At 69.6% G+C, this 24,800-nt stretch carries 26 protein-coding genes and 2 pseudogenes; 18 read left to right on the top strand and 10 right to left on the bottom strand.

The genetic code is table 11. The features are described from left to right. The first annotated feature begins 16 nt into the window (after positions 1 to 16). The 5 genes from ACT541_RS03975 to ptsP are packed head-to-tail and all read left to right on the top strand — an operon-like array spanning position 17 to position 4,299. A complete protein-coding gene (locus ACT541_RS03975) occupies positions 17 to 670 on the top strand; it encodes a 3-dehydro-L-gulonate-6-phosphate decarboxylase (protein ID WP_476134441.1) in 654 nt (217 codons plus the stop codon). Between the two features lie 2 nt (positions 671 to 672). Beyond that, positions 673 to 1,539 (top strand): L-ribulose-5-phosphate 3-epimerase, encoded by an 867-nt coding sequence (locus ACT541_RS03980; protein ID WP_476134442.1) that lies wholly within the window; start codon positions 673 to 675, stop codon positions 1,537 to 1,539. After that, a complete protein-coding gene (locus ACT541_RS03985) occupies positions 1,536 to 2,240 on the top strand; it encodes an L-ribulose-5-phosphate 4-epimerase (protein WP_476134444.1) in 705 nt (234 codons plus the stop codon). The genes ACT541_RS03980 and ACT541_RS03985 overlap by 4 nt, the downstream gene beginning before the upstream one ends. Positions 2,241 to 2,264: 24 nt before the next feature. Continuing rightward, positions 2,265 to 2,525, top strand: a complete 261-nt coding sequence (locus tag ACT541_RS03990; RefSeq protein ID WP_476134445.1) for an HPr family phosphocarrier protein — start codon at positions 2,265 to 2,267, stop codon at positions 2,523 to 2,525. A 4-nt stretch (positions 2,526 to 2,529) separates the two neighbouring features. After that, complete coding sequence (ptsP, locus tag ACT541_RS03995; protein WP_476134447.1) at positions 2,530 to 4,299, top strand: phosphoenolpyruvate--protein phosphotransferase; 1,770 nt, start codon at positions 2,530 to 2,532, stop codon at positions 4,297 to 4,299. A 31-nt stretch (positions 4,300 to 4,330) separates the two neighbouring features. Here the strand turns inward: ptsP and ACT541_RS04000 are convergent, their stop codons facing one another. Beyond that, on the bottom strand, positions 4,331 to 5,113 hold the full coding sequence (locus ACT541_RS04000; protein ID WP_476134449.1) for a DeoR/GlpR family DNA-binding transcription regulator: 783 nt from the start codon (positions 5,111 to 5,113) through the stop codon (positions 4,331 to 4,333). Positions 5,114 to 5,594: 481 nt separating this feature from the next. Between ACT541_RS04000 and ACT541_RS04005 the strand changes: the two genes are divergently transcribed. The 3 genes from ACT541_RS04005 to ACT541_RS04015 all read left to right on the top strand — a co-directional run bounded on the left by ACT541_RS04005 (position 5,595) and on the right by ACT541_RS04015 (position 8,346). Next, entirely contained in the window at positions 5,595 to 7,049 is a 1,455-nt protein-coding gene (locus ACT541_RS04005; RefSeq protein ID WP_476134450.1) for a PTS ascorbate transporter subunit IIC, read from the top strand. A 133-nt stretch (positions 7,050 to 7,182) separates the two neighbouring features. Then, a complete protein-coding gene (locus tag ACT541_RS04010) occupies positions 7,183 to 7,464 on the top strand; it encodes a PTS sugar transporter subunit IIB (protein WP_476134451.1) in 282 nt (93 codons plus the stop codon). Between the two features lie 60 nt (positions 7,465 to 7,524). Further along, positions 7,525 to 8,346, top strand: coding sequence for a pyridoxal phosphatase (locus ACT541_RS04015; RefSeq protein WP_476134452.1), 822 nt, complete (start codon positions 7,525 to 7,527; stop codon positions 8,344 to 8,346). A gap of 111 nt (positions 8,347 to 8,457) precedes the next feature. Here the strand turns inward: ACT541_RS04015 and ACT541_RS04020 are convergent, their stop codons facing one another. Then, positions 8,458 to 8,616: a hypothetical protein gene (locus ACT541_RS04020; protein WP_476134453.1), complete on the bottom strand. Its 159-nt coding sequence runs from the start codon at positions 8,614 to 8,616 to the stop codon at positions 8,458 to 8,460. 15 nt (positions 8,617 to 8,631) lie between these two features. Between ACT541_RS04020 and ulaG the strand changes: the two genes are divergently transcribed. Next, entirely contained in the window at positions 8,632 to 9,696 is a 1,065-nt protein-coding gene (ulaG, locus tag ACT541_RS04025) for an L-ascorbate 6-phosphate lactonase (protein WP_476134454.1), read from the top strand. Between the two features lie 90 nt (positions 9,697 to 9,786). Here the strand turns inward: ulaG and ACT541_RS04030 are convergent, their stop codons facing one another. Genes ACT541_RS04030 through ACT541_RS04040 form a run of 3 tightly spaced genes read right to left on the bottom strand, consistent with a single transcriptional unit; the run spans position 9,787 to position 11,393 of the window. Next, on the bottom strand, positions 9,787 to 10,026 hold the full coding sequence (locus tag ACT541_RS04030; RefSeq protein ID WP_476134456.1) for a thioredoxin family protein: 240 nt from the start codon (positions 10,024 to 10,026) through the stop codon (positions 9,787 to 9,789). Between the two features lie 24 nt (positions 10,027 to 10,050). Next, positions 10,051 to 11,115: a permease gene (locus tag ACT541_RS04035; RefSeq protein ID WP_476134458.1), complete on the bottom strand. Its 1,065-nt coding sequence runs from the start codon at positions 11,113 to 11,115 to the stop codon at positions 10,051 to 10,053. Then, positions 11,112 to 11,393, bottom strand: a complete 282-nt coding sequence (locus tag ACT541_RS04040; protein WP_476134460.1) for an ArsR/SmtB family transcription factor — start codon at positions 11,391 to 11,393, stop codon at positions 11,112 to 11,114. Before ACT541_RS04040 ends, ACT541_RS04035 begins: the two co-directional genes overlap by 4 nt. 982 nt (positions 11,394 to 12,375) lie before the next feature. On the opposite strand from ACT541_RS04040, the gene ACT541_RS04045 reads away from it, so the two are divergent. The 5 genes and pseudogenes from ACT541_RS04045 to arsB all read left to right on the top strand — a co-directional run bounded on the left by ACT541_RS04045 (position 12,376) and on the right by arsB (position 15,123). Beyond that, positions 12,376 to 12,738, top strand: a complete 363-nt coding sequence (locus ACT541_RS04045) for an ArsR/SmtB family transcription factor (RefSeq protein WP_476134461.1) — start codon at positions 12,376 to 12,378, stop codon at positions 12,736 to 12,738. Continuing rightward, positions 12,731 to 13,255, top strand: coding sequence for an arsenate reductase ArsC (locus ACT541_RS04050; RefSeq protein ID WP_476134463.1), 525 nt, complete (start codon positions 12,731 to 12,733; stop codon positions 13,253 to 13,255). Before ACT541_RS04045 ends, ACT541_RS04050 begins: the two co-directional genes overlap by 8 nt. Positions 13,256 to 13,263: 8 nt before the next feature. Next, positions 13,264 to 13,665: pseudogene (gene arsC, locus ACT541_RS04055) on the top strand (arsenate reductase (glutaredoxin)); the annotation flags it as partial. Between the two features lie 27 nt (positions 13,666 to 13,692). After that, a pseudogene (gene arsN2, locus ACT541_RS04060) lies at positions 13,693 to 14,091 on the top strand (arsenic resistance N-acetyltransferase ArsN2); the annotation flags it as partial. A gap of 9 nt (positions 14,092 to 14,100) precedes the next feature. Next, entirely contained in the window at positions 14,101 to 15,123 is a 1,023-nt protein-coding gene (gene arsB, locus ACT541_RS04065; protein WP_476134465.1) for an ACR3 family arsenite efflux transporter, read from the top strand. A gap of 22 nt (positions 15,124 to 15,145) precedes the next feature. Here the strand turns inward: arsB and ACT541_RS04070 are convergent, their stop codons facing one another. Next, complete coding sequence (locus ACT541_RS04070) at positions 15,146 to 15,820, bottom strand: response regulator transcription factor (RefSeq protein WP_476134466.1); 675 nt, start codon at positions 15,818 to 15,820, stop codon at positions 15,146 to 15,148. Continuing rightward, on the bottom strand, positions 15,817 to 18,279 hold the full coding sequence (locus ACT541_RS04075) for an ATP-binding protein (protein WP_476134468.1): 2,463 nt from the start codon (positions 18,277 to 18,279) through the stop codon (positions 15,817 to 15,819). The genes ACT541_RS04070 and ACT541_RS04075 overlap by 4 nt, the downstream gene beginning before the upstream one ends. Positions 18,280 to 18,568: 289 nt before the next feature. On the opposite strand from ACT541_RS04075, the gene ACT541_RS04080 reads away from it, so the two are divergent. Further along, the gene (locus ACT541_RS04080) at positions 18,569 to 19,477 is read left to right on the top strand and encodes a hypothetical protein (protein WP_476134470.1); all 909 of its coding nucleotides are present in this window, start codon (positions 18,569 to 18,571) and stop codon (positions 19,475 to 19,477) included. Positions 19,478 to 19,585: 108 nt separating this feature from the next. Continuing rightward, on the top strand, positions 19,586 to 22,450 hold the full coding sequence (locus ACT541_RS04085) for a S8 family serine peptidase (RefSeq protein WP_476134471.1): 2,865 nt from the start codon (positions 19,586 to 19,588) through the stop codon (positions 22,448 to 22,450). Positions 22,451 to 22,502: 52 nt separating this feature from the next. Here ACT541_RS04085 and ACT541_RS04090 read toward each other — a convergent pair whose 3' ends face one another. Then, complete coding sequence (locus tag ACT541_RS04090; RefSeq protein ID WP_476134473.1) at positions 22,503 to 22,727, bottom strand: hypothetical protein; 225 nt, start codon at positions 22,725 to 22,727, stop codon at positions 22,503 to 22,505. A gap of 244 nt (positions 22,728 to 22,971) precedes the next feature. Further along, the gene (locus tag ACT541_RS04095) at positions 22,972 to 23,181 is read right to left on the bottom strand and encodes a cold-shock protein (protein ID WP_476134475.1); all 210 of its coding nucleotides are present in this window, start codon (positions 23,179 to 23,181) and stop codon (positions 22,972 to 22,974) included. A 458-nt stretch (positions 23,182 to 23,639) separates the two neighbouring features. On the opposite strand from ACT541_RS04095, the gene rpsU reads away from it, so the two are divergent. Together rpsU and ACT541_RS04105 are read left to right on the top strand one after the other, a co-directional pair. Further along, entirely contained in the window at positions 23,640 to 23,918 is a 279-nt protein-coding gene (gene rpsU / locus ACT541_RS04100) for a 30S ribosomal protein S21 (RefSeq protein ID WP_476134477.1), read from the top strand. A 53-nt stretch (positions 23,919 to 23,971) separates the two neighbouring features. Next, positions 23,972 to 24,190: a hypothetical protein gene (locus ACT541_RS04105; protein WP_476134478.1), complete on the top strand. Its 219-nt coding sequence runs from the start codon at positions 23,972 to 23,974 to the stop codon at positions 24,188 to 24,190. A 37-nt stretch (positions 24,191 to 24,227) separates the two neighbouring features. Here ACT541_RS04105 and ACT541_RS04110 read toward each other — a convergent pair whose 3' ends face one another. Next, positions 24,228 to 24,800 carry a sarcosine oxidase subunit gamma gene (locus ACT541_RS04110; protein ID WP_476136027.1) on the bottom strand — a complete coding sequence of 191 codons (573 nt, stop codon included), beginning with the start codon at positions 24,798 to 24,800 and terminating at the stop codon, positions 24,228 to 24,230.

Consider the following 24,800-nt stretch of genomic DNA (forward strand, 5'->3'; position numbering starts at 1 on the left):
CCAGAGGTTTTCGAAGATGGCTCTCCCCCTCCTTCAGCTCGCGCTCGACAATCGCTCGCTTCCCTCCGCCCTCGAGGCGACGCGCATCCTGGCGGCCGAAGTCGACGTGCTCGAAGCCGGCACCATCCTCGTCTGCGCCGAGGGCATGCAGGCGGTGCGCTGCCTCAAGGCGCTCTATCCCGACCGGATCGTGCTCGCCGACATCAAGGCCGCCGATGCCGGCTCGATCCTCGCCGACATGTGCTTCTCCAACGGCGCCGACTGGATGACCGTCATCTGCTGCGCTCCGATCGCCACGGTCCAGACCGCGCTCGCCGAAGCGAAGAAGCGCGGCGATCGCGACGTCCAGATCGAGCTGACCGGCTCGTGGTCGTGGGAGGAGGCGGAAGCCTGGCGCGCGAGCGGCCTGACCCAGGTCGTCTACCATCGCGGTCGCGACGCCCAGGCCGCCGGCCAGTCGTGGTCGGACGACGATCTCGCGAAGATCCGCCGCCTCGCCGAGATGGGCTTCGAACTGTCGATCACCGGCGGCCTGACCATCGAGGATCTGCCGCTCTTCGCCGGCCTGCCGGTCAAGGTCTTCATCGCCGGCCGCGCCATCCGCGACGCCGCCGATCCGGCCGCCGCCGCCCGCGCCTTCAAGGCCAAGATCGCCGAACTCTGGGGCTGAGCATGACCGCGCGGACCCACCCCCGTCTCGGCCTCTACGAGAAGGCGCTGCCCGCCCCCTGGGACTGGACGCGCCGTCTCTCGGTCGCCGGTGCCCTCGGCTTCGACTTCGTCGAGATGTCGATCGACGAGACCGACGACCGGCTCGCCCGGCTCGACTGGTCGAAGGCCGAGCGCGCGGCCTTCCGCACGGCGGTGGCGACGAGCGGCATCGAAGTGCCGTCGATCTGCCTCTCCGGTCATCGGCGCTACCCCTTCGGCAGCGCCGACGCCGGCATCCGCGCCGAGGCGCAGGCGATCATGGAGAAGGCGATCGACCTCGCCGTCGAAACCGGCGTGCGCACGCTGCAGCTCGCCGGCTACGACGTCTATTACGAGCCCTCGACCCCCGAGAGCCTCGAGCGCTTCGCCGAAGGCCTCGCCTGGGCGACGGATCGTGCCGCCGCCGCACAGGTGATGCTGGCGGTGGAGATCATGGACACGCCCCTGATGGGCTCGATCTCCAAGTGGAAGTGCTGGGCCGACCGCATCCACAGCCCGTGGTTCCAGGTCTATCCGGATCTGGGCAACCTCTCGGCCTGGGGCAGTGACGTCGAGGCGGAGCTCGCCCTCGGCATCGACCGCATCGTCGCCGTCCACGTCAAGGACACGCTCGCGGTGACGCGGGACTTCCCCGGCAAGTTCAAGGGCGTGCCCTTCGGCACCGGCTGCGTCGACTTCGTCCGTTGTTTCCATGCCCTGAAGCGGCTCGGCTACTCCGGTTCCTTCCTGGTCGAGATGTGGAGCGGCGAGGCCGCCGATCCGCTCGCCGAGGTCGCCGCCGCCCGCCGCTTCGTTCTCGACAAGATGGCCGAGGGAGGCCTCGCATGACGCTCGACGCCCTGAAGCGCGATGTTCTCGCCGCCAATCTCGATCTCGCCCGCCATCACCTGGCGCTCTTCACCTGGGGCAACGCCTCGGCGATCGACCGGGCGAAGGGTCTCGTGGTGATCAAGCCCTCGGGCGTCGCCTACGACGTCATGACCGCCGACGACATGGTCGTCGTCGATCTCGACGGCAAGACGGTCGAAGGCCGCTTCAAGCCCTCGTCGGACCTCGCCACGCACCTCGCGCTCTATCGCGCCTTCGACGAGATCGGCGGCGTCGTCCACACCCATTCGACCCACGCGACCGCCTGGGCGCAGAGCGGCGTCGACCTGCCCTGCGAGGGCACGACCCACGCCGACTATTTCGATGGCGCCGTCCCCTGCACCCGGCTGCTGACGAAGGCCGAGATCGGCGGCGCCTACGAGCACGAGACCGGTGCAGTGGTGGTCGAGACGCTGAAGACCCGGAATATTGCGCCCTTGTCGATGCCCGCCGCTCTGGTACACGGGCACGGCCCCTTCACCTGGGGCGCGACCGCGGGTGCCGCGGTCCACAACGCCGTCGTGCTCGAGGAGGTGGCGCGCATCGCCATCCTGTCGCGCATGGTGGCCGATCCGCAACCGATCTCGCAGGATCTGCTCGATCGTCACTTCAAACGGAAACACGGTCCCGGCGCCTATTACGGCCAGGGAACCGATCACTGAAGCAGGATTGTCCGGGAGGACGCCATGCACACCGTCGAAGTCGAAATCGTCAACCCCACCGGCCTCCACACCCGTCCCGGCAATGCCTTCGTCAAGAAGGCGAAGGAATTCGCCGCCGACATCGCCGTGGTGAAGGGCGACAGGCGCGCCAACGCCAAGAGCCTCCTGTCGCTGATGAAGGTCGGCTGCTCGATGGGCGACCGCGTCGTGATCGAGGCCACCGGCGCCGACGAGGTCGCCGCCTGTGAAGGGCTCGCCGCCTTCGTCGCAACCCTCGAGGACTGACGCCATGTCCACCCTCACCGGCATCGCCGCCTCGCCGGGCATCGCCGTCGGCCCGGTCCACGTCCACGTGCCGGCCCGGCTGGCGATCCCCGAGGGGCGCATCGCCGACGACCGACGCGACGCCGAGATCGAGGTCTTCCGCGGGGGGCGCGAACGCGCCCGCCTCGGCCTCGAGGCGCTCACCGAGACCGTCCGCGCCACCAAGGGCGACGATCTCGCCGAGGTCTTCGAAGGCCATGCCGAGATCCTGATGGACGACGACCTCGGTGCTGCGATCGAGGCGGCGATCCGCGACGACGGACTGCCCGCGCTCGCCGCCGCCCGCGACGTCATGGCGGCGCAGAAGGCCGAATTCCTGGCGCTCGAAGACGACTACATGCGTCAGCGCGCCGACGACATCGAAGACATCGCCCGCCGTCTCATGCTGGCGATGGCCGGGATCGAGGAGACATGCCTCGAGACCGCGCCGCAGGGGGCGATCATCGTGGCGGACGACCTGACCCCGTCCGACACGGCCCGGCTCGATCCCTCCCGCGTCGGCGGCTTCGTCGTCGCCTGCGGCGGTCGCACCAGTCACGTCGCCATCATGGCGCGGACGCTGGAGATTCCGGCCGTGGTCGGCTGCCCCGGCATCCTCGAGGCGGTCGCCGGTGCGGCCGATCTCGCGCTCGACGGTTCGACCGGCCGCGTCGTGATCGCCCCCGACGCCGAGACCCACGCCGACTTCGACCGCCGCCGCGCCGCCTATGCGGCGGAAGTCGAGGCGATGCGGGCGCTGGCGCCCTTGCCGGCGGTGACCCGCGACGGCCGGCCGATCGCCCTCGGCGTCAACATCGGCACCCCGGCAGATGCCGAAGCCGCGCTGCCCTGGAACCCCGACGGGGTGGGGCTCTATCGCACCGAATTCCTCTTCATGAACCGACCGAACCTGCCGGGCGAGGAAGAGCAGTACCGCGCCTATCTCTCGGTCGTCCGCCGGATGGCCGGCAAGCCGGTGATCATCCGCACGCTCGACGTCGGCGGCGACAAGCCGGTCGCCGGCCTCGGCTTCGCCGCCGAGGAGAACCCCTTCCTCGGCTGGCGCGGCGCCCGCATCTTCGTCTACGGCCCGAACGGCACCGCGCCCAATCGCGAGCCGGAGGTGGTCGAGCACGTCCGCGCCCAGATCGGCGCGATCCTGCGCGCTTCGGCCGAAGGCGACGTCTGGATGATGTATCCGATGATCGCCTGCGCCGAGGAGGTCGACGTCCTCGCCGGCATCGTCGAGGAGGAGAAGGAACGCCTCGCCCGCGAGGGCAAGCCCTTCGGTTCGCCGAAGATCGGCGTGATGATCGAGACGCCCGGCGCCGCGCTGATCGCCGATCGGCTGGCCGAGAAGGTCGACTTCTTCTCGATCGGCTCGAACGACCTGACCCAGTACACGCTCGCCGCCGACCGCGGCAACGAGCGCGTCTCGCGGATCTACCAGCCGTTCCATCCGGCGGTGTGGAAGCTCGTCGCCATGGTGATCGAGGCGGCGCATGCCCACGGCATCCCGGTCGGCATGTGCGGTGAACTCGCCGGCATCGAGGAGGCGGCGATCCCGCTCGTCGGTCTCGGTCTCGACGAATATTCGATGTCGGCGCCGTCGCTGCCGCGCATCAAGCGCATCCTCCGGGCGACCGACGTCGCGACCGCGAAGGCCGTCGCCGCGGAGATGCTGACGGCCGCCACCGCCGAGGCGGCCCATGCGATCGCCACGCGGGCCCTCACCGCGGCGCTAGCCGCCGCGTGAGGCACCGCGCACCGGTCTCCCGGCGCCGGTTTCACGGCGTCGGTGCGATCTCCACGTCCATGCCGATCGAACGATAGGCCGCGAGTTCGGCCGGATCCGCGCTCTCGTCGGTGACGAGGGTGCGGACCTGCGACAGCGCCAGGCTGACGAAATGCGACGTGCGGCCGACCTTCGAGCCGTCGGCGACGACGACGACGTTGCCGTTGCTCTGCGCCGCCATCAACCGGTTGATCGAGGCCGCCGCATAGATCGACGAGGTGAGCCCGTTGGTCTGGCTCATCGCATTGGTGCCGAGGAACGAGATCGTCCCGTGGATCTGGTTCAGCGTCAGATTGGTGAGGTCGCCGTTGAGCGCCCTCGTGCGGCGATTGTACTCGCCGCCCAGCACGAAGAGCTCGGCGGTGGTGTCGTCGTCGAGCTCGCCGATGATCATCGCGTTGTTGGTGATGATGCGCACGTCCATGTGCGCGATCTCGCGGAAGACGGCGAGCGTCGTCGTGCCGCCCGACAGCAGGACGGTATCGCCGGGCCGAACGTAGCCGGCGGCGATCTGGGCGATGCGCTGCTTCTCGGCGTCGCGGCCGAGCGAGGTCTCGGAAAAGGCCATCGGCAGCGGCGGGGCGACGAGCCGGGCACCGCCGTGGAAGCGCTCGACCACGCCCTGTTCGGCCAGCTCGTCGAGGTCGCGCCGGATGGTGATCTCGGCGACGCGGAACGTCTCGGCGAGATCGGCGACGCGGACGAAGTCGCGGGAGGCCAGCAGTTCGAGGAGCTTCTGGTGGCGTGATGCCGAAATACGACCGGTCTTGGCCATCCTCATCTCCATGCGGAGCCGCGAAGTCGGCTCCGTCGTCGACCGGCGCCCTCGGGGGAACCGGCGGCGGGTCGATCCGACGACTCCCGCGCGAACACTCTCGGACACACTATTAGCCCGATGCGATGAATCGCACAATCCATTCGAAAAGAACATAACGAACAAATTCATGTGCGAAAAATGGCCGAAATAGGGTCTAATACCGATTGCTTTGCGGCAAAACAGACATAGGATGCGGTATTACGAGATCAATAAGTACATCCATCCCTCCATTCGAGCGATCGCGATGTTCGATCTCGAAGTCCTGTGACGGTTGCGGCCCGGAGGAGGTCGATGCGCCCGGAACGGAGATGTCCCGGCGCTGATGCCGGACGGCGCGGAACGCCGCCCGATCGGTACGAATCGACTTGACGATCGTGACCGACTGCTCGACCAACCGGCCTGTGCCGCGGCGGGAATGTTCGCCCACGGAGGAGTCCCCATGGACCAGACGCTGATCACCCCCCTGTTGGAGATCTGGAAAGGATTCTTCAACAACATCATGGCCGAGCCGGCCCTCTTCATCGGCCTGGTCTCGCTCGTCGGCTACATCCTCCTGCGTCGACCGGCGCACGAGTGCTTCGCCGGCTTCATCAAGACGGTGGTCGGTTTCTACATCCTGCTGGTCGGCTCCGGCGGTCTGGTGAACAACTTCCGTCCGATCCTGGCCGGCCTCGCCGAGCGCTTCCAGATCAAGGCGGCGGTGATCGACCCCTACTTCGGCTGGAACGCGGTCACCGCGGCCTTCACCAAGGCGGGTTGGACCACCTCGCTGATCATGATGGCGCTGCTGATCGCCTTCCTGTGGAACATCATCCTGGTCGCCTTCAGCCGCTTCACCAAGGTGCGCACGCTGTTCCTGACCGGCCACGTGATGATCCAGCAGGCCAACACCAGCCTGTGGATGATCTTCATCGCCGTCCCGGCGCTGCAGAACAACGTCTGGGGCATCGTCGCCTGCGGCATCATGCTCGGCACCTACTGGGCGGTCTTCTCCAACCTGACGCTCGAGCCGACCCAGGAACTCACCGAAGGCGCCGGCTTCGCCGTCGGCCATCAGCAGATGGGCGCCATCTGGGTCGCCTCCAAGATCGCCCCGGTGATCGGCAACCGCGAGAAGAGCGTCGAGCACCTCAAGCTCCCCGGCTTCCTCAACGTCTTCAACGACAACGTCGTCGCCGCCTCGACGCTGATGCTCGTCTTCTTCGGCACCATCCTGTTCATCCTCGGACCGGAATATCTGGCCGCCAAGAAGTTCTACAATCCGGCCTCGGGCGAGTGGTTCCTGAAGTACGTCTTCAAGACCACCATCCACTTCGCGGTCTACCTGTTCATCCTGCAGTCGGGCGTTCGCATGTTCGTCGCCGAACTCGCGACCTCCTTCCAGGGCATCTCCGAGCGCCTGCTCAAGGGCTCGCTGCCGGCGATCGACTGCGCCGCGACCTACGGCTTCGACAAGGCGGGCGGCAACTCGGTGCTGTTCGGCTTCGTCTGCGGCGCCATCGGCCAGTTCGTCGCCATCATGGGCCTGCTGGTCTTCCATTCGCCGATCATGATCATCACCGGCTTCGTGCCCGTGTTCTTCGACAACGCGACCCTCGGCGTCTTCGCCAATCGCTTCGGCGGTCTCAGGGCTCTGGTGATCATCTGCTTCTCTTGCGGTATCCTGCAGGTCCTGGGTGGCGCCCTCGCCGCCAGCCTCACCGGCCTCTACGAGTTCGGCGGCTATCACGGCAACATCGACTGGGACACGCTGTGGACCTTCAACGCCTGGGCGTTCCAGACCTTCGGCCTGCCGGCGATCGTGGTGCTGACCCTCGCCATGCTGGCCATCCCGCAGTTCCAGTATCGCCGCTCGCGCGACACCTACTTCACCCACGGCCAGCCGGCCGAATGAGGAACACCGCCTCCGCCCGGGCGACACCGTCCGGGCGGAGAGCGCTCGCAGCACAGGGGGACCGCCACCGCGGCCCCTTCCGGACGACGGGGGCCGCACCGACGGCTCCGATCCGAAGACAGGGAGATCGACGATGTTGAAAGTGATCGCGGCCTGCGGCAACGGCATGGGCACCTCGCAGATCATCAAGATGAAGATCGGCAACGTGTTCAAGAAGCTCGGCATTCCCGTCGAGGTCGGCCACATGTCGGTCGGCGAGGCGCTCGGCCAGGCGCAGAACTACGACGTGGTCTTCTGCTCGGATTCGCTCGCGGGGACCTTCAAGGCCACCCCCAAGACCAAGATCATCGGGCTGAAGAACCTGCTCTCCGAGCAGGAGATCGAGACCAAGGTGAAGGACGCCGGGCTCGCCTGACGTCCCCGTCGTCGCGCCCTCGGGAAGGGCGACGTCATCGCCCGTTCCGAGGAGACTTCCATGCCCTACGACATCCTCGCCCTCGATCTCGACGGCACCACGCTCGACCGCGCCGGCCTCGTCTCGCCGCGCACGGCCCAGGCGATCGCCGCCGTCCGCGCCCGCGGCGTCGAGGTCGTGCTGGTCACCGGCCGCCACCACGTGGCGGCTCGCCCGTTCCATGCCGAGCTGGGGCTCGACACGCCGGCGATCTGCTGCAACGGCACCTATGTCTACGACTATGCCGGCGACCGGGTGATCGAAGGCGCGCCGCTCTCGCGCGAACGCGCCCGCACGCTCCTCGCGCTCTGCCGCCGCCACGGCGTCCACACGCTGGTCTACTGCGATCGGGCGATGAACTACGAGGTCGAGAACGCCCACATGAAGGCGCTCACCGCCTGGGCCGCCGGCATCGCCGAGCCGATCCGCCCGACGATCGAACGGGTCGACGACCTCGGCGCGGTGATCGAGACGGTGCCGGTCTTGTGGAAGTTCGTCGTCTCCCACGACGATCCGGCGGTGCTCGCCGCCTGGACCGCGGACGCCGAGGCCGAGGGCGGGCTCTCGGTCGAGTTCTCCTGGCGCAACCGGCTCGACGTCGTCGCCGCCGGCAACACCAAGGGACGGCGGCTGATCGAATGGGCTGCCGAGCGCGGCATCCCGGCCGCGCGCATCGTCGCCGTCGGCGACAACCACAACGATCTCTCGATGATCGAGGGCGCCGGCCTCGGCATCGCCATGGGCAACGCCGAGGACGAGGTCAAGGCGGTGGCCGACCTGATCGTCGCCGGCAACGACGCCGACGGCGTCGCCGAAGCCATCGAGCGCGTCTTCTTCGCCTGATCCGGCGTCGACCGACGGCCGCGGAACCCGAACCGGCGGAGGCCGCTCGGGACCGCGGCGTTTCAGCCGCCATGATGTTCGTTTTGTTTGTTTTATCTTCGGTAATGTTGCTTATGTGTTCGAAAAAAGATCGACACGAGCAAAATTGACGTCCATATTGTTCGTCGAACGATCGATCGCAGGGCCCCAGTCGCCGAGATCGATCACCGCCGCCACGCCGCCGGCGACCGCGCCGGGCCGATCGCGTGCCACGGCGGGCGGACGGATCATCGAAAGGATCGAACCATGAGCCAGATCGACCAAATCACCCGCGAATCCTGGATCCTCGGCACCTTCCCGCAGTGGGGCACCTGGCTGAACGAGGAGATCGAGGCCGAGGTGGTGGCGCCGGGCACCTTCGCCATGTGGTGGCTCGCCTGCACCGGCATCTGGATCAAGACCGAAGGCGCGACCAACCTCTGCATCGACCTGTGGGTCGGCACCGGCAAGCGCAGCCACGGCAACGGCCTGATGGCCGAGGGTCACCAGATGGCCCGCATGACCGGCTGCCGCAAGCTGCAGCAGAACCTGCGCGTCTCGCCCTTCGTCATCGACCCCTTCGCCATCCGCAAGGTCGACGCGATCGTCTCGACCCACACCCACAACGACCACATCGACATCAACGTCGCCGCGGCCGTGCTGAAGAACTGCGACCCGTCGGTGCCCTTCATCGGCCCGAAGAGCTGCACCGATCTCTGGAAGAAGTGGGGCGTTCCGGCCGAGCGCTGCATCACCATGCGTCCCGGCCAGTCGGTGAAGATCGGCGATGCCGAGATCCTGGCGCTGGAATCCTTCGACCGCACCATGGCGGTGACGCTCAAGGACGGCGAGACCGCCAAGGGCAAGCTGCCGCAGGAGATGGACGACGTCGCCGTCAACTATCTGATCAAGACGCCGGGCGGAAACGTCTATCACTCGGGCGATTCGCACTATTCGAACATGTACGCCAAGCACGGCAACGAGAACCGCATCGACGTGGCGCTCGGCTCCTTCGGCGAGAACCCGCGCGGCGTCACCGACAAGATGACCGCCTGCGACATCCTCCGCATGGCCGAATGCCTGAACACGAAGGTGATCATCCCGTTCCACCACGACATCTGGTCGAACTTCCAGGCGGATGCGAACGAGATCACCGCGCTGTGGGAGATGCGGCGCCGGCGCCTGCGCTACGGCTTCACGCCCTTCATCTGGCAGGTCGGCGGCAAGTTCGTCTATCCGGCCGACAAGGACGTGATCGACTATCACTATCCGCGCGGCTTCGACGACGTCTTCACCAACGAGCCGGATCTGCCCTTCCCCTCGTTCCTGTGATCGCGACCGCGGCGGTTCGCCGGCCCTTCGGCCGGGCGATCCGCCGCGTCGTCGATGTCACGGTCGACCGAGCCGGCCGGGCCGTCGGCCTCACGGCCGACCGAGCCAGCCGGGGATGTCCTCGCTCTTCGGCAGGCCGCCGGCATGGACGACCTTGCCGTCGACGACGATGCCGGGGGTCGCCGCGATGCCCCATCCGGCGATCGCGGCATAGTCCGTGACCTTCTCCAGCGCGATGTCGACGCCGAGCCTGTCGGCCTCCGCCTGGACCATCTCGGCGGTCGTCTGGCAGCGCTTGCAGCCGGGGCCGAGGATCTTCACGTCCTTCATGGGATCTGTCCTTCTGTCGATGCTTCACGCGAAGAGCGCGTTGAAGAGGAAGCCGACGGCGAGGATGCCGAGCCCCACCACGGCGACGAAGACGGCGATCAGGCGCCCGGTCAGCACCTTGCGCAGGATGATCATCTCCGGCGCCGAGAGCGCGATCACGCTCATCATGAAGGCGAGCACGGTGCCGAGCGCCGCGCCCTTGGCGAGAAGCGCCTCGACGACCGGAATGATGCCGGCGGCGTTGGAATACATCGGGATGCCGATCGCCACGGCGGCCGGGACCGACCACCACGCCTCGCGCCCCATGATCGAAGCGATCAGATCGACCGGCACCCAGCCGTGGATGGCGGCGCCGGCGGCGATGCCGAGGACGACCCAGAGCCAAACCTTGCCGACGATGTCCTTCACCGCCTCGATGCCGGCGCGGATGCGGTCGACGACCGTGACGGTCTCGACCGGCAGGTCGATCGCCCCGGCGCGGACGTTGCGGACCCAGTCCTGCAGCCAGCCTTCGAGATGCAGACGGCCGATCACCCAGCCCGAGACGATCGCGATCGCCAGCCCGAAGACGAGATAGGCGAGCGCCACCTTCCACCCGACCAGGGCGAAGAGCAGGCCGAGCGCCACCTCGTTGACCATCGGCGCGGCGATCAGGAACGAGAAGGTCACGCCGAGCGGCACGCCGGCCGAGACGAAGCCGATGAACAGCGGCACCGCCGAACACGAGCAGAAGGGCGTGACGATGCCGAGGCTCGCGGCGGCGACGTTGCCGATCCCTTCGCGCCGACCGGCGAGCAGGGCGCGCGTCCGTTCGGCCGAGAAGAAGCTGCGCACCAGCCCCATGGCGAAGACCACGAGGGTCAGCAGCATCAGGACCTTCGGCGTGTCGTAGACGAAGAAGGCGAGGGCGTCGGCGGCGTGGCTACCCGGCTCGATCGGGGCGAGTGCGGTCACGGCCGCGGCGAAGGTCGGCAACTGCCCGTAGACGACGAACCAGACCGCGACGAAGGCGGCCGTCCCGGCGAGCCAGAGCGCGGTGTTGGGCTTCGGTCGGGGCGCGACCTTGGGAACGGCGCAACAGGTGGTCATGCCGCGTCCTCCTCTTCGAGGGCGGGAACCGGCAGCGCCAGCACCGCGTCGACGACGGCGACGACGGCGGCATCGAGCCGCGGCCTTCGGCGATAGCGCACCCACTGGGCATCGCGCCGATCGGTCACCAACCCGGCGATCTTCAGCGCCCCCATGTGGCGCGACATCCGCGACTGGCTCGCCCCGAGCTTGCGCATCAGCTCGCAGACGCAGTGCTCCTCGCCGTCCCACAGGAGACGCAACGCCTCGAGACGCGTCGGATCGGAGAGCGCGGACATGAGGTTCGTCGGGTGCATCGCGATCTCATCCTCACACATGCAAATGCGGACATGCGCATAATAGGGCGAGCGCGAGCGGTGGTCAAGGAGAGGTGCGGGGAGGGGGCGGGAGAGGGAGAAGGGAGTCGGTGGCGGGAGGTCTAGGAAGGGGCGACAAGGCGGAGAGGTGCGGGGAGGTGGAACGACGGGGCGCGGAGAGGCCGGGAGGGTGACGGCCGGGGTCCGAGGGAGCGGCGCGGAGGAAGGCGGGTGCGAGAGAGCGGGAACGAGAGGAAGGGTAGGGAACCCGAGCGCGGCTGCGCGGGCGCGGGCTCGCCAGAGCCTCGGACGAGACCGATGGTCGAAGCCGCCTCGTCCGACCGCCACGTCGTCCGACACAGCGTCGCGGTTCCTCCGCCGGCCGCACTGCGGCGCCCTTACCCGCCACGGGCGAAGGACGGTGAGGCGCTCACCGAGATCCGCGCCGGTTCCTGCCGCGAACAGGGACGGCGTCCGCCCGAAGGCGCCGCTCCGCACGCCCTCGCTCGGTCGTCCGGATGAGCGCGACGAGGCCGTGTCCACGGCGCACGGATCGGGCCGGATGCCCGAGCATCGCCCCGCCGGCCCCATTCTCGCTCCGCGAGACCTCTCGCGTGACTCGGTGGAGCCGAGCTCGACGCCGTGCGCGATGCTTCGAGACGGCGCGCGACGCGCGCCTCCTCGGCATGAGGCGCTTGTTTTCCGATGAAATCTCCGACGCCTCATCCTGAGGAGCGCCGCAGGCGCGTCTCGAAGGATCGCGCAGGGATGTCGATCCGAACCTCTGCCGGACTGCGCGAAGGTTCTCTCGCGGGAGAAGGCGCTCGAAGGCCGACGAGGGGCGGAACTCGCGTCGGGCGTGGTGCTCCCTCGTCCGTCCGCCGTCGCCCTGCCCCTCCCACGGCCACCGTGCCGCACTCGTTGCCACTTGCGCTCATGTCAACATTTCGATATTCGTCGATATATGGATGAGAAAGACGCTCTGCTCGCCTTCGCGGCGCTCTCCCAGTCGACCCGGCTCGCGGTCTTTCGGCTGTTGATCACCCACGAGCCGACGGGGCTGCCCGCCGGCGAGGTCGCCCGTGCGCTCGAGGTGCCGCAGAACACCCTGTCGTCCCATCTGGCGGTGCTGGCGCGCGCCGGGCTGATCGAGGCCGAGCGCCGCAGCCGGTCGATCATCTACCGGGCGCAGCCCGAGAGCGTTCGGGCGCTGGCCGACTATCTCATGCGCGACTGCTGCGGCGGTCATCCGGAAGCCTGCGCGGCGGAGGTCTCGCCCGAAGGCTGCGTGCACGAAACCTGTTCCACCGAGGTCCCCCATGCCTGATCGCGTCTACAACGTGCTGTTCCTGTGCACCGGCAACACCGCTCGCTCGATCCTCGCCGAGAGCGTCCTGACCAAGGACGGCGCCGGACGGTTCCGCGCCTTCTCCGCCGGAAGCCGGCCCAAGGGCGTCGTCAATCCCTTCGCGTTGAAGGTGCTCGACAAGGCCGGCTATCCGACCGAAGGCTTCCGCTCGAAGGGGTGGGAGGAGTTCGCCGCCCCCGGCGCGCCGGTGATGGATTTCGTCTTCACCGTCTGCGACAGCGCCGCCGGCGAGGCCTGCCCGGTCTGGCCGGGGCAGCCGATGACCGCGCACTGGGGCATCGAGGATCCGGCGGCCGTCGAAGGCAGCGACATCCAGAAGGAAGCGGCCTTCGTCACCGCCCTGCGCTTCATGAAGAACCGCATCGCCGCCTTCGCCGCCCTGCCGATGGCGAGCATCGACAAGATGGCGCTCGGCAACAGCCTGCGCGAGATCGGCCGCCTCGACGGCGCCTCGCCGCTCGGCGGTTCGAAGTGAGGCCGGCGATGGACGTCACGATCTACCACAACCCCGCCTGCGGCACCTCGCGCAACACTCTGGCGCTGATCCGGCATGCCGGGATCGAGCCGACGGTCGTCGAATACCTGAAGGCGCCGCCGTCGCGCGACGAGATCGTCACTCTCGCCGCCCGCATGGGCGTGCCTCTCAGGACGATCCTGCGCGAGAAGGGCACGCCCTTCGCCGAACTCGGGCTCGCCGATCCGGCCAAGACCGACGCCGAGATCCTCGACGCCGTCGCCGCCCATCCGATCCTGATGAACCGGCCGATCGTGGTGACGCCGGCCGGCGTGAAGCTCTGCCGGCCCTCCGACGTCGTGCTCGATCTCCTGCCCGACGCGCCCCTGCCCGATTTCGTCAAGGCCGACGGTGAGCCGGCGCTGCGCGATCGGCCGATCGCCGGCGACGATCCCGCGCTCGTCGCGGCACTCGCCGCGGCGGGCCTCCCGGTCGACGATCTCGCCGAGCCGAACCGCAGCTTCTTCGCCTTCGTCACGCTCTCGGGCGACGTCGTCGGCTTCGCCGGCTTCGAATGCCACGGCGAGGAGGCGCTGCTGCGTTCGCTCGTCGTGCTGCCGGAGACGCGCGGGCAGGGCTACGGTGCGGCGATCCTCGCCCGCCTCGGTCGCCGCGCCTTCGATGCCGGCGCGCGCCGGGCCTGGGTGCTGACGACGACCGTCGCCGACTGGCTGGAGAAGAAGGGCTTTGCCCGCGTCGCGCGCGCCGACGCCCCGGCGGTCATCCTCGCGACGCGACAGGCGGCGGGCCTCTGTCCGTCCTCCGCCGCGCTCCTCGCGCGCAAACTGAAGCTCTGAGGTACCCCCATGTCGCTCTTCGAACGTTGGCTGACCCTCTGGGTCGCGCTCTGCATCGTCGTCGGTATCGCCCTCGGCCATGTCGTGCCGGGCGTCTTCCATCTGATCGGCGCCGCCGAGGTCGCCAAGGTCAACCTGCCGATGGCGGCGCTGATCTGGCTGATGATCGTACCGATGCTGATCAAGATCGACTTCGCCGCGCTCGGCCGGGTCAAGGAACATTGGCGCGGCATCGGCGTGACGCTCTTCATCAACTGGGCGGTGAAGCCCTTCTCGATGGCGGCGCTCGGCTGGTTCTTCATCGGCCACCTGTTCCGGCCCTATCTGCCGGCCGACCAGATCGACGGCTACATCGCCGGCCTGATCATCCTCGCTGCCGCCCCCTGCACCGCCATGGTCTTCGTCTGGTCGAACCTGACCAAGGGCGAGCCGCACTTCACCCTCTCCCAGGTGGCGCTCAACGACACGATCATGGTCTTCGCCTTCGCCCCCATCGTCGGCTTCCTGCTCGGGCTCTCGGCGATCACCGTGCCCTGGGCGACGCTGGTGCTCTCGGTGGTGCTCTACATCGTCGTGCCGGTGATCGTGGCGCAGGCGCTTCGCCGTCGTCTGCTGGCGACCGGCGGCGAGGCGGCGCTCGCCCGTCTGCTCGAGACCCTGCAGCCGCTGTCGCTGGTGGCGCTCCTAGTGACCCTCGTCCTGCTCTTCGGCTTCCAGGGCAACGAGATCCTGGCGCAGCCGATGGTGATCGCGCTCCTCGCCGTGCCGATCCTGATCCAGGTCTATTTCAACGCCGGTTTCGCCTATCTGCTCAACCGGGCGACCGGAGAGGCGCATTGCGTCGCCGGCCCCTCGGCGCTGATCGGCGCCTCGAACTTCTTCGAGCTGGCGGTCGCCGCGGCGATCTCGCTCTTCGGCTTCCAGTCGGGCGCGGCGCTCGCCACCGTCGTCGGCGTGCTCATCGAAGTGCCGGTGATGCTGTCGGTCGTGTGGATCGTCAACCGCTCGAAGGGCTGGTACGAGGCGACCTGAACCTCGACCGCGACCGACGCGCTCAGCGCGTCGGCATCAGGACGTAGCCCTCGCCCCGCACCGTGACGATCGGGGCGGGGCGACCGTCGTGCATCATCTTGCGGCGCAGGCGGACGATCAGATTGTCGACCGTGTGGCCGCTGATCGAGCGCGGATCGCGGTTGGAGATCACGTCGAGCAGGAAGTCGCGCGACAGCGGCCGGCGCTGATGCGCGGCGAGCGCGGCGAGGATGTTGAACTCGCCGGTCGTCAGCTCCTGCAGGCGACCGTCGGGGCGGAAGAGCTCGCGCCGGACCATGTCGAGGATCCAGCCGTCGAAGGTGACGACCGGCTCGCGCGTCCGCCGCAGCACCGAGCGGATGCGGGCGAGCAGAGTGACGAGGTTGATCGGCTTGGCGACATAGTCGTCGCCGCCCGCCTCGAGCCCGGCCAGCACGTCGGTGTCGGAATCGCGCGCCGTGACGAAGATGAGCCCGTGGCGCTCGCCGAGCCGCAGGTCGCGCGCCAGCGCGATACCGTCGGCGTCGGGCAGGTCGACGTCGAGCAGCACGATCTCCGGTCGGATCGTCTCCAGCCGCGCCCGCATCTCCGCCGCCGATGCGGCGCGGACGACCCGCAGGCCCTGGCTCTCCAGGAACTCGGCGATCATCGCCAGGCTCTCCGGCGCGTCCTCGACCACCAGAACCGTCGCCGTCATCGACGCTCTCCTTCCTCGGTCGCAGCCCGCGCGAGATCCACCGCCGTCGCCTCGATCGCCGCCGCCAGCCGCTCTGCCGCGGCGGCCGTGTCTTCGTCGGCGGCGCTCCCGACGGCGTCGGCGATCACCGCGAGGTCCTCGCGGCCCATGTTGGCGGCGCTCCCCTTGATCGCATGGGCGATCGCCCGCAGTTCGTCCGGCGTCGGCACACCGCCGCGCAGGCGCTCGGCCTGTCGGTCGAGATGCTCGGCGAACTCGCTCCTGAGCCGGCGAAGGACATCGGGCGCGAACAGCGCCTCGAGCGGCGGACGCTCGCCGCCGTCGCCCGTCGGCATCGCCGTCAGGGCGCCGATCACCGCCGCCTCGTCGGCATCGGCGGGCAGGCAGACGTCGGCGATGCCGTCGTCGCGGGTCGCCGCGCCGATCGCCATCACGAAGGGTACCCGGCCGGCGAGGGCGCGCAGCCGCGGGTGATCGGCGGGATCGGGCGCGACGACGACGAGGCCGGCGAAGGTGCGCACCTCGAGCATGTTGGCCGCCGCGGCGAGACCGCGCGTCGGAAACACTCGGAGACCGGCGGCGGCGAGCCGCCCCGCCGTCCCCTCGTCGCGTGCCGCGACCAGCAGCACGTCGTCGCCGGGGGCGGGCGGGCGTCGCGTCGCCGGATCGGCCGGCGCCGTCGCCCCGGCGAGCACCGCCTCGAGCCGGGCGGGGTCGATCGGCTTGGCCACGTGGCCGTTCATGCCGGCCTCGCGGGTCCGGGCGACGTCGACCTCGAGCACGTTGGCGGAGAGCGCGACGATCGGCACCGCACCGACCGGTCCCGCCAGCACGCGGATGCGCCGGGCGGTCTCGAACCCGTCGAGCCCCGGCATCTGCAGGTCCATCAGCACCGCGTCGAAACCGCCCGCTTCGACCAGCGCCAGCGCCTCCTCGCCGCTCGCCGCCGCGGTGACGACGTGGCCGGCCCGTTCGAGGAGGCCCTGCGCCACCAGCCGGTTGATCGGATTGTCCTCGACGAGGAGCAGCCGCAGCGACCGCGTCGGTCGGATCGTCTCGGCGGCGACCGGCGTCGGCGCGGCGACGCCGGGGGCGGCGATGCGGAAATGGAAGCGGCTGCCGACGCCCGGCAGGCTCTCGACGCCGATGTCGCCGCCCATGCCCTCGACCAGCCGCCGCGAGATGGCGAGGCCGAGCCCGGTGCCGCCGAAGCGGCGGCGGATCGAGGCGTCGGCCTGGGTGAAGGGGGCGAAGAGCCGCTCGACGTCGGCCGGCGCGATGCCGATGCCGCTGTCGGAGACGGAGAATTCCAACCGGTCGGAGCCGTCGTCGACGCGCCGGACGGCGATCGCCACCCGCCCGGCCTGGGTGAACTTCACCGCGTTGCCGACGAGGTTGATCAGGATCTGGCGCAGCCGCGCCGGGTCGCCGGAGACCCGTTCGGGCACGTCGTCGGCGATCTCGACGACCAGCGCGATGCCCTTCTCGTCGGCCTGCGGCCGGACGAGGTCGACGACGTCGCCGACCACGCCGGCGAGATCGACCGGCACGCGCTCGTACTGTTGCCGCCCCAGTTCCAACTGCGACAGGTCGAGCACGTCGTCGAGGATGGTGCGCAGCACCTCGGCCGAATGCAGCACCACGTCGAGCCGTTCGCGGGTCCGCGGCGCGGCGACGTCGTCGAGCACGAGGCGGACCATGCCGAGAATGCCGTTCATCGGCGTGCGGATCTCGTGGCTCATCACCGCGAGGAAGTCGGCCTTGGCGCGGGCGCCGGCCTCGGCCGCCTCCTTGGCCTCGCGCAGCGCCCGGTTGGTGCGCCGTTCGCGGGCGATCCGCAGGAATTCCTCGCGGCGCATGCGGTTCCACTGGCGACGGGCGGCGAGCCCGACGACGAAGGCCATCGTGGTGACGAGGACGATCACCGCCAGATCGAGCGGCGCCTCCGGCTGCGGCCTGAGCACGCCCCAGAACAGCAGGCTGATCGTCGGTGCATAGGCGCTCGTCAGCGCCACGGCGCGGAACCGGCCGGGCAGGAACATCGGCAGCGCGATGGCGATCAGCGGCAGCAGCAGCCCGCCGTGCCGCGGCAGCGACGGGTGATCGAAGATCAGTGCGTTGAGCGTGAAGAACAGGAACTGCTGGACATGCGTCGTCACGACGATGCCGCGGCTCGTCCTCCGTCGGCCGAGCACCACCATGGCGACGACGCAGACGATCGCCAAGAGCGCTCGGACGCCGAGGAAGACGAAGAGCTCCGGCGGGGCGATCAGCATCACGTCGAGCGGCGCGAAGGACAGGCCCGCGAAGGTCGTGGCGACGATGCAGATCGTCGCGTTCGCCGTGGTCTGCCGTCGGGTCGCCGCCGAGAACGCCGCCTCGGTCCGCGGGTCGCGGAACTCGCCGACGAAGTCCATCGGATCGCGTTCGTCGACGGCCGAGGTTCCGGGTTCCGACATCTGCGGGGCGACGATCCTTCTGGCACCGGGCACGATCGCCCGGCTCGACGGCGCCAGTATAGGTCCGCGCCTCGGCCTCGCAAGGCGGAGGCCTCCACCGTCTGGCCGCCCCGTGGGCGCGATCATCAACCGCCGTTGATGTTGGCCGAAACCGGCCGTGTTTCCCGAGAAACAAGCGATCATCCGAGATATTACCTAGGAGGACGCGGCGCCGTCGGCCTTCCCCCGGGATCGTAGGCGCCGCGCCGGCCATGCCCCGGCCGACCGCCGCAGCTTCCGCGAGGAACCCATGAAGTCCCTGTTCGCCGCCGCCCTCCTCCTGTCGTCGACCGCCGCGCTCGCCGCTTCGCCCGAGGACGACTACATCGCCGCGCGCGATGCCGCCGTGAAGCGCATGACGCGTTTGGTCGAGGTCGATCAGGCGGCCGGCGAGGCCTTCTCCGTGCCTCACGATCAGGCCAAGGTCGATCTGGTGAAGCGGCTGTCGGCTCTGGTCGGCCCGGTCAAGGTCGAGGGCTTCGCCGGCCCCGCCACGCTCAACACCGAGAGCCTCGTCGCCGGCGACCAGGGGTCCGCATCGCTCGACGCGCTGAGCTTCCTCACGGCCGACAACAGAGCGGCGCTCGTCGTCACGACCGAATCGCTCGCCCGCCGCTGGGCGGCCGCCAACGCCGACGCCTGGGCGGACGAGTTCCCCGACGGCGCCGCGGCCGGCCGCGAGGCGATGCTGCGGTCGGAAGGCTACTATTTCCGCGCCGTCGGCTTCTCCTCCGATGCGGCGCTGAGCGTGATCTCGGAAATGCCGCTCGCCACGCCGCCGCGGGCGACGTCCGCCGTCGCCCTGCTGGTGGCGCGCAGTCAGGACGAGACGCCGACGAGCCCGAGCGAACTGATCGTGTCGCTCGACGTCGACGGCCGGACGATGATCGCCGAAGTGCCGCTGCGCGCCGCGATCCCCGCGGTCGCCGAGTGCTCGCGCATCCGCAAGAAGGGCGAGGCCGCGATCGCCGCCAAGGAAGACGCCTTCGCCGCGAGCGGCCGCAAGAACGCCAAGATCGGTGCCGCCCTGCGGGCGCTGCGCCATCAGACGGCGACGGCCTTCCGCACCTGCTTCGCCACCCGCTCGGCCACCCGGCCGGGCTATGTCGCCGCCGCCGCCCAGGCGCGGGCACTGGCCGAGGCGATGGCGGCGAAATAGGCCGCCGGCGGGGCGATCCACTTTTCATCGACGTGACGAGAGAACGTGCCCGAGGGGGACGGAGAGATGATGCGTGAGTTTTCGATGGCGAAGCGGTCTCGGCGATGGTTGCGGACCTCCACGGCCCTGTCGGGTCTGCTCGTCGCCCTGTGCGCGGCGAGCGCCGCGCAGGCCCAGACGGCCGCCTCCTTCAGGACGCCCGAGTACGACGCCTCCGGCGCGCTCGGCCCGATCGACGCGGCGACCGCCTACGCCCTGGGCTACACCGGGCGCGGCGTGGTGATCGGCATCGTCGACAGCGGCATCGACGCGCGCAATCCGGAGTTCACGGCGCCGGGCAAGTTCGTCGGCGGCTACAACTTCGCCACCAGGCAGCAGATCCTGCCCGGACAGAACGGCGAGACCGACACGACCTTCCATCACGGCACCTTCGTCGCCGGTCTGGCGGCGGCCTCGCGCGACGGCGTCGGCATGCACGGCGTCGCCTACGACGCGGGCATCGTCTCGATGACGACGCTGGCCTACATCGCCGAGAGCTGGAACGCGATGGTCCGCATGGGCGTCCCGATCATCAACAACAGCTTCGGCCTCAACGACTGCCGGCCCGGCAAGCCGGACCCGACGCCGCAGTGCTCGATCGTCGACTACACCACGGCCAGTGCGATCGCCACCTATCCCGAAGGCATCACGGCGGCACGCGCGGCGGTCCAGGCCAACACGCTGCTGGTCTTCGCCACCGGCAACGAGGCCCAGGCCAATCCCGACTACTGGGCGGGTCTGCCCTATCGCGTCACCGACCTGCAGCGCGGCTGGCTGGCGGTCGCCTCGGTCGATGCCTCGAACGTCATCTCGAGCTTCTCCAACCGCTGCGGCGTCGCCGCCCAATGGTGCCTCGTCGCCCCCGGCGAGGACGTCTCGACGGTGACGGTCGGCGCCGGTGACGGCGGCGGCAACTACACCTCCGGCCAGGGCACGTCCTATGCCTCGCCGGTCGCCGCCGGCGTGGCGGCGCTGGCCAAACAGGCCTTCCCCTGGTTCACCAACTACGATCTGCAGCAGACCCTGCTGACGACCGCGACGCCGCTCGGCAGCCGCACCGCCGGCTCGATCACGCCCGACGCGATCTACGGCTGGGGTCTGGTCAATGCCGGGCGGGCGGTGCGCGGCTACGGCGGCTTCGTCGGCATGACGACGCTCGACACGCTCGGCTGGAGCTCGACCTTCTCCAACGACATCTACGGCCCCGGCGGTCTGATCAAGACCGGCGCCGGCACGCTGACGCTCTCCGGCACCAACACCTATACCGGCACCACGACGATCAACGGCGGCGCCCTCGCCGTCACCGGCTCGATCGTGTCGCAGGTCCTGGTCGCGACCGGCGGCGCTCTCGGCGGCTCGGGTCGGGTCGGCGCGACCACGGTCGAGGGCACGCTCGGTCTCGGCACGCCGCAGACGCTCACCGTCGACGGCAATCTCGTCTTCACCTCGACCGGCGTCTATCGCGCCGGCATCCGCGGTCCGGTCGCCGATCGCATCGAGGTCACCGGCAGTGCGACGCTCGCCGGCACACTCAGGCCGCAGACGCTCGGCGGCACCTACACGTTCAACACCCCCCACACGATCCTGAACGCGGCGGCCGGCATCATCGGCACCTTCGCCACCTTCGACCGGTCGCTGGTCGGCGCCGGCCTCGTGACGACCGTCAGCTATTCCGGCAACACTGTGCAGCTGGTCCTGACCCCCGGCAAGCTCGCGGGCCTCGCGGAGAACCCCTCCGCCGCCGCGGTCACCACGACCACCACCGGCGGTTCGACCACGACGACCGTCACCGCGCCGACCACGCCCGGCGTCGGCGATCGTTCGGACCGGGTGCGGGTCGCCACCGCGATCGACAACGCCGTCGCCGGCGGCGCCGACGCGACCCCGGTCTTCAAGGTCTACAACGCCGCGTCCGACGACATCGGCGACGATCTCGAGCAGCTGGTCGGCGAGATCCACACGACGGTCGACGAGATGGGCGTGCAGTCGTCGCGGCTCTTCCTCGGCGCCATGACCGACATCCACCGCGCCGGCCGCACGCTCGCCGGCAAGGGCGTCGCCGCGCCGTCCGCCGCCGGGCCGGTCTATTCGGTGTGGGGGAGCCTGCTCGGCTCGCTCGGCAGCATCGACGGCGATGCCGAGATCGGCACCAGCCGTGCCACCACCCATGCCTCGCAGGTGGTCACGGGCTTCGACGTGCGGCTGAACCCGACGATGCTCTTCGGCGTCGCGCTGTCGGCCGGCAACGCCGGCGGCCGTCTCTCCGACGGTCTCGGCTCGGCGTCGGCCGACGTGGTCCAGGCCGGCACCTACGCGGCGATCCGGTCGGGCGCACTGTCGCTCGCCGGTGCCGCGGCCTTCTCCTGGATGGACGTCACGACCCACCGCTCCATCGCGATCCTCGACATGCCCGACGTCGCCGCGCGCTATCGTCCGACGCTGTGGAGCGGTCGCATCGAGGCGGCCTTCGAGGCGGTGCGGTTCGCCGACGTCGGCATCTCGCCCTTCGCCGCCTTCGAGGCGCAGACGATGAACACGCCCGGCTTCGTCGAGCGCGAGACGCTGGCCGGCGACGCCGCCTCCGGCGGTCTCACCGTCACCGGGCGTTCCGGCGTGCTGAACACCCGCTCGGTCGTCGGCGTCGATCTGCGCGGCGGTGTCGATCTGTGGGGGTTCGCGGTGAACGGCTTCGCCCGGGCGGGCTGGGCCCATGCCTATGCGCAGGGCTCGTCGATCGCGGTGTCGCTGACCGACGTCTCCGGCTCCGACTTCGAGATCGGCGGCGCCAAGGCGAAGCCCGACGCGGCGATCGTCGCCCTCGGCCTCGACACCAAGCTGATGGAGAACGTCACGCTGACGACGGCCTTCGACGGCGAGTTCGCCGCCAACGCCCGCCGCGTCACCGGCTCGGCCCGTCTGCGCGTCAGCTTCTGAGCCAAGCGCCGCCGCGTCTCGGCGCGGCGGACGCGGGCGGCGGAACGGGCGGTCAGCCCTGGGCTTCGCGGCGGCGCCACATCTGGAAGCCCTGGGCCTCGATCGCCGTCTCGACCGCGGCGCGATCGATGCCGTGCGGCATCGCCTCGCCGGCGGCGACGAGACCGACGTGCTGCCAGGGGCCGTGGCGGGCGGGCAGGCGCGCGCCGTCGGCATCGCCGGCGAAGGCGAAGAGACCGGAGCCGCTGGTCGACGAGAACGTATGGATCATGGACATGTCGGCTCCCTCCGGGAGGTTCCTCGCCGTGCGCTCGGCGGCCTGGATGGCCGGGCGTCGACGGTGGGTACGATGAAAAGAAGACCCCGGCCGCGAGGGCGAACCTCACGGCCGGGGTCTTCACGTCCGGTTCGAGCCCTCACCCCTCGCGCGCCGGTACATCCGCGGTCGGCGTGAGGAAAGGCCTCGTTGTCCGAAATGGCGAGAACCGCGATGCGGGGCCCCGCATCGCGATCGCGGGCGATCACGCCGCGCGCAGGTTCTCGGCCGAGCTCTTGCCCGAACGACGGTCGGCGACGACGTCGTAGGTCACCTTCTGCCCGTCGCTCAGGCCCATCAGGCCCGAACGCTCGACGGCGGAGATGTGAACGAAGACGTCGGGGCCGCCGGCGTCGGGAGCGATGAAGCCGAAGCCCTTGGTGGCGTTGAACCACTTGACGGTGCCGGTGTTCATGGGTGTGGTCCTTTCGTGGACGCGAGTGTAGAGGCGAGCGCCAAAAGCGCTCCGCCGGTTGTCATCGATGTCGTGGATGTCAGAAACGGACCGCTGCGCTCGATCGCGCCGTGCGGTGCCGGCCAATTCGGCCAAAACTCGATAGCAAGTGAGATACAGGCAAATCGTGTTCGAAACAAGGCCTGACGCGATCGTCGTCGGAAAGAGGCCGTTTCGGCCGGTCGCGGTGGCCTGCGTCGGTGAGGAAAGTGACGAAGCCGCGTTTCGACACTGGCGTTGCGGGCCGTGATGCCCTACAGAGGGGCGCGAGTTCGCTCGGGCGTCAGCCCGCGATCCCATGCATTCGAGTCTTCGGCCTCGTGGCTCGCGCCGTCGAGGCCGAAGGCGGTCGTACCCTTTCCTCCCGTAGGCCGGAAGCCGCGCGGGAGGGTGTCCTCTCTCTTGTGATCGGATAATCCGTGCAGGTCTTGGTCCGCGACAACAATGTCGATCAGGCGCTCCGCGTCCTGAAGAAGAAGATGCAGCGTGAAGGCGTCTTCCGTGAAATGAAGCAGCGCAGCGCCTACGAGAAGCCCTCGGAGAAGCGCGTCCGCGAGAAGGCCGAGGCCGTTCGTCGCGCCCGCAAGCTCGCCCGCAAGCAGGCGCAGCGCGAAGGTCTGCTGCCGGCGCCGAAGCGCAAGGAACGCGTCGCGCGTCCGCGTCCGGCTCCCGTCGTGGCGCCCGCCGCCGCCGAGTGAGCGGAAGGGTCGGACACGCTCCGACCTCGCGATGCGTTGCCCAGGAGGCCCCCATGGCCCGCAAGCCCGCGACCAAGAGCGAGTTCGTGCTCTTCGACGTGTTCTACGACGACGACAGCCGCCGCTCCAATCGTCGCGTGCCGCGCGAGCTCCTGGACGGGCTCGACGGTGACGATCCCGCGCGCCCCTACCTCGAAGAGCAGGACCGCGAGATCGCCGACCGTTCCGGTCGGCCGATGCCGGTGATCAAGTCGGTGAAGCGGTCGGCCTGAGGCCGACCGAACCGCTCAGCTCCGCTCCCACGAGCCTTCAGCCGCGCCGATCGAGACCGAACGGCGCGGCAATGTGCGCTGCCGTGCGCAGGAAGGCGGGCGCATGGGACCGCCCGACCGCGAAGACGAAGGCGTCGTCCGCCTCCCGCCACAGCGTGGCGTTGACATGCGCGAGCGTCGTCGTCGCCGCCCTGCCGGCGGGGAAGACCGCCGCGTCGAGGTCGAGCGGCACCAGACGCGCGAGGAAGTCCGGCAGCGCCGGCCCGCTCGCCCGCATCACCACCGTCCCCCCGCTCTGTTCGAAGACCGAAGCCGTCGCTCCGACCGCCGCCGCGAGGCGGGCGGCGAGGCCGTCCGTCGTCGACGTGACGAGCCATCGTCCCGGAGCGATGCCGACGAAGGCGACGTCGCCGGCTTCGACCCGGCAGGGCGCGTCGACGATCGCCGCCCCGAAGGCGGCCGAGAGCCCCGCCACGACGGCCGCCGGATCGCGTCCGGCGACCAGCGTCGCGGCATGGCAGGCGACGGTCTCGAGGACGATCCCGGCCGGCCCCGGTCGCCCATGACGGCCGAGGGGGAGGGGCGTGCCGAGCGGCAGGTTTGCGAGCAT

It is taken from the genome of Pinisolibacter sp. DMC100, from assembly GCF_056313705.1.

Bases quoted from the DNA above. Each gene is read 5' to 3' on its own strand.
- ACT541_RS03990 (WP_476134445.1), top strand. From the start codon at position 2,265: ATGCACACCGTCGAAGTCGAAATCGTCAACCCCACCGGCCTCCACACC.
- ACT541_RS04035 (WP_476134458.1), bottom strand. From the start codon at position 11,115: ATGACCACCTGTTGCGCCGTTCCCAAGGTCGCGCCCCGACCGAAGCCC.
- ACT541_RS04110 (WP_476136027.1), bottom strand. From the start codon at position 24,800: ATGCTCGCAAACCTGCCGCTCGGCACGCCCCTCCCCCTCGGCCGTCAT.
- ACT541_RS04015 (WP_476134452.1), top strand. From the start codon at position 7,525: ATGCCCTACGACATCCTCGCCCTCGATCTCGACGGCACCACGCTCGAC.
- ACT541_RS03985 (WP_476134444.1), top strand. From the start codon at position 1,536: ATGACGCTCGACGCCCTGAAGCGCGATGTTCTCGCCGCCAATCTCGAT.
- ACT541_RS03975 (WP_476134441.1), top strand. From the start codon at position 17: ATGGCTCTCCCCCTCCTTCAGCTCGCGCTCGACAATCGCTCGCTTCCC.
- ACT541_RS04040 (WP_476134460.1), bottom strand. From the start codon at position 11,393: ATGTCCGCGCTCTCCGATCCGACGCGTCTCGAGGCGTTGCGTCTCCTG.
- arsB (WP_476134465.1), top strand. From the start codon at position 14,101: ATGTCGCTCTTCGAACGTTGGCTGACCCTCTGGGTCGCGCTCTGCATC.
- ACT541_RS04070 (WP_476134466.1), bottom strand. From the start codon at position 15,820: ATGACGGCGACGGTTCTGGTGGTCGAGGACGCGCCGGAGAGCCTGGCG.
- ACT541_RS04045 (WP_476134461.1), top strand. From the start codon at position 12,376: ATGGATGAGAAAGACGCTCTGCTCGCCTTCGCGGCGCTCTCCCAGTCG.
- ACT541_RS03980 (WP_476134442.1), top strand. From the start codon at position 673: ATGACCGCGCGGACCCACCCCCGTCTCGGCCTCTACGAGAAGGCGCTG.
- ACT541_RS04000 (WP_476134449.1), bottom strand. From the start codon at position 5,113: ATGGCCAAGACCGGTCGTATTTCGGCATCACGCCACCAGAAGCTCCTC.
- ACT541_RS04090 (WP_476134473.1), bottom strand. From the start codon at position 22,727: ATGTCCATGATCCATACGTTCTCGTCGACCAGCGGCTCCGGTCTCTTC.
- ACT541_RS04005 (WP_476134450.1), top strand. From the start codon at position 5,595: ATGGACCAGACGCTGATCACCCCCCTGTTGGAGATCTGGAAAGGATTC.
- ACT541_RS04030 (WP_476134456.1), bottom strand. From the start codon at position 10,026: ATGAAGGACGTGAAGATCCTCGGCCCCGGCTGCAAGCGCTGCCAGACG.
- ACT541_RS04095 (WP_476134475.1), bottom strand. From the start codon at position 23,181: ATGAACACCGGCACCGTCAAGTGGTTCAACGCCACCAAGGGCTTCGGC.
- ACT541_RS04050 (WP_476134463.1), top strand. From the start codon at position 12,731: ATGCCTGATCGCGTCTACAACGTGCTGTTCCTGTGCACCGGCAACACC.
- ACT541_RS04080 (WP_476134470.1), top strand. From the start codon at position 18,569: ATGAAGTCCCTGTTCGCCGCCGCCCTCCTCCTGTCGTCGACCGCCGCG.
- ACT541_RS04105 (WP_476134478.1), top strand. From the start codon at position 23,972: ATGGCCCGCAAGCCCGCGACCAAGAGCGAGTTCGTGCTCTTCGACGTG.
- ACT541_RS04010 (WP_476134451.1), top strand. From the start codon at position 7,183: ATGTTGAAAGTGATCGCGGCCTGCGGCAACGGCATGGGCACCTCGCAG.
- ptsP (WP_476134447.1), top strand. From the start codon at position 2,530: ATGTCCACCCTCACCGGCATCGCCGCCTCGCCGGGCATCGCCGTCGGC.
- ACT541_RS04075 (WP_476134468.1), bottom strand. From the start codon at position 18,279: ATGTCGGAACCCGGAACCTCGGCCGTCGACGAACGCGATCCGATGGAC.
- ACT541_RS04020 (WP_476134453.1), bottom strand. From the start codon at position 8,616: ATGATCCGTCCGCCCGCCGTGGCACGCGATCGGCCCGGCGCGGTCGCC.
- ulaG (WP_476134454.1), top strand. From the start codon at position 8,632: ATGAGCCAGATCGACCAAATCACCCGCGAATCCTGGATCCTCGGCACC.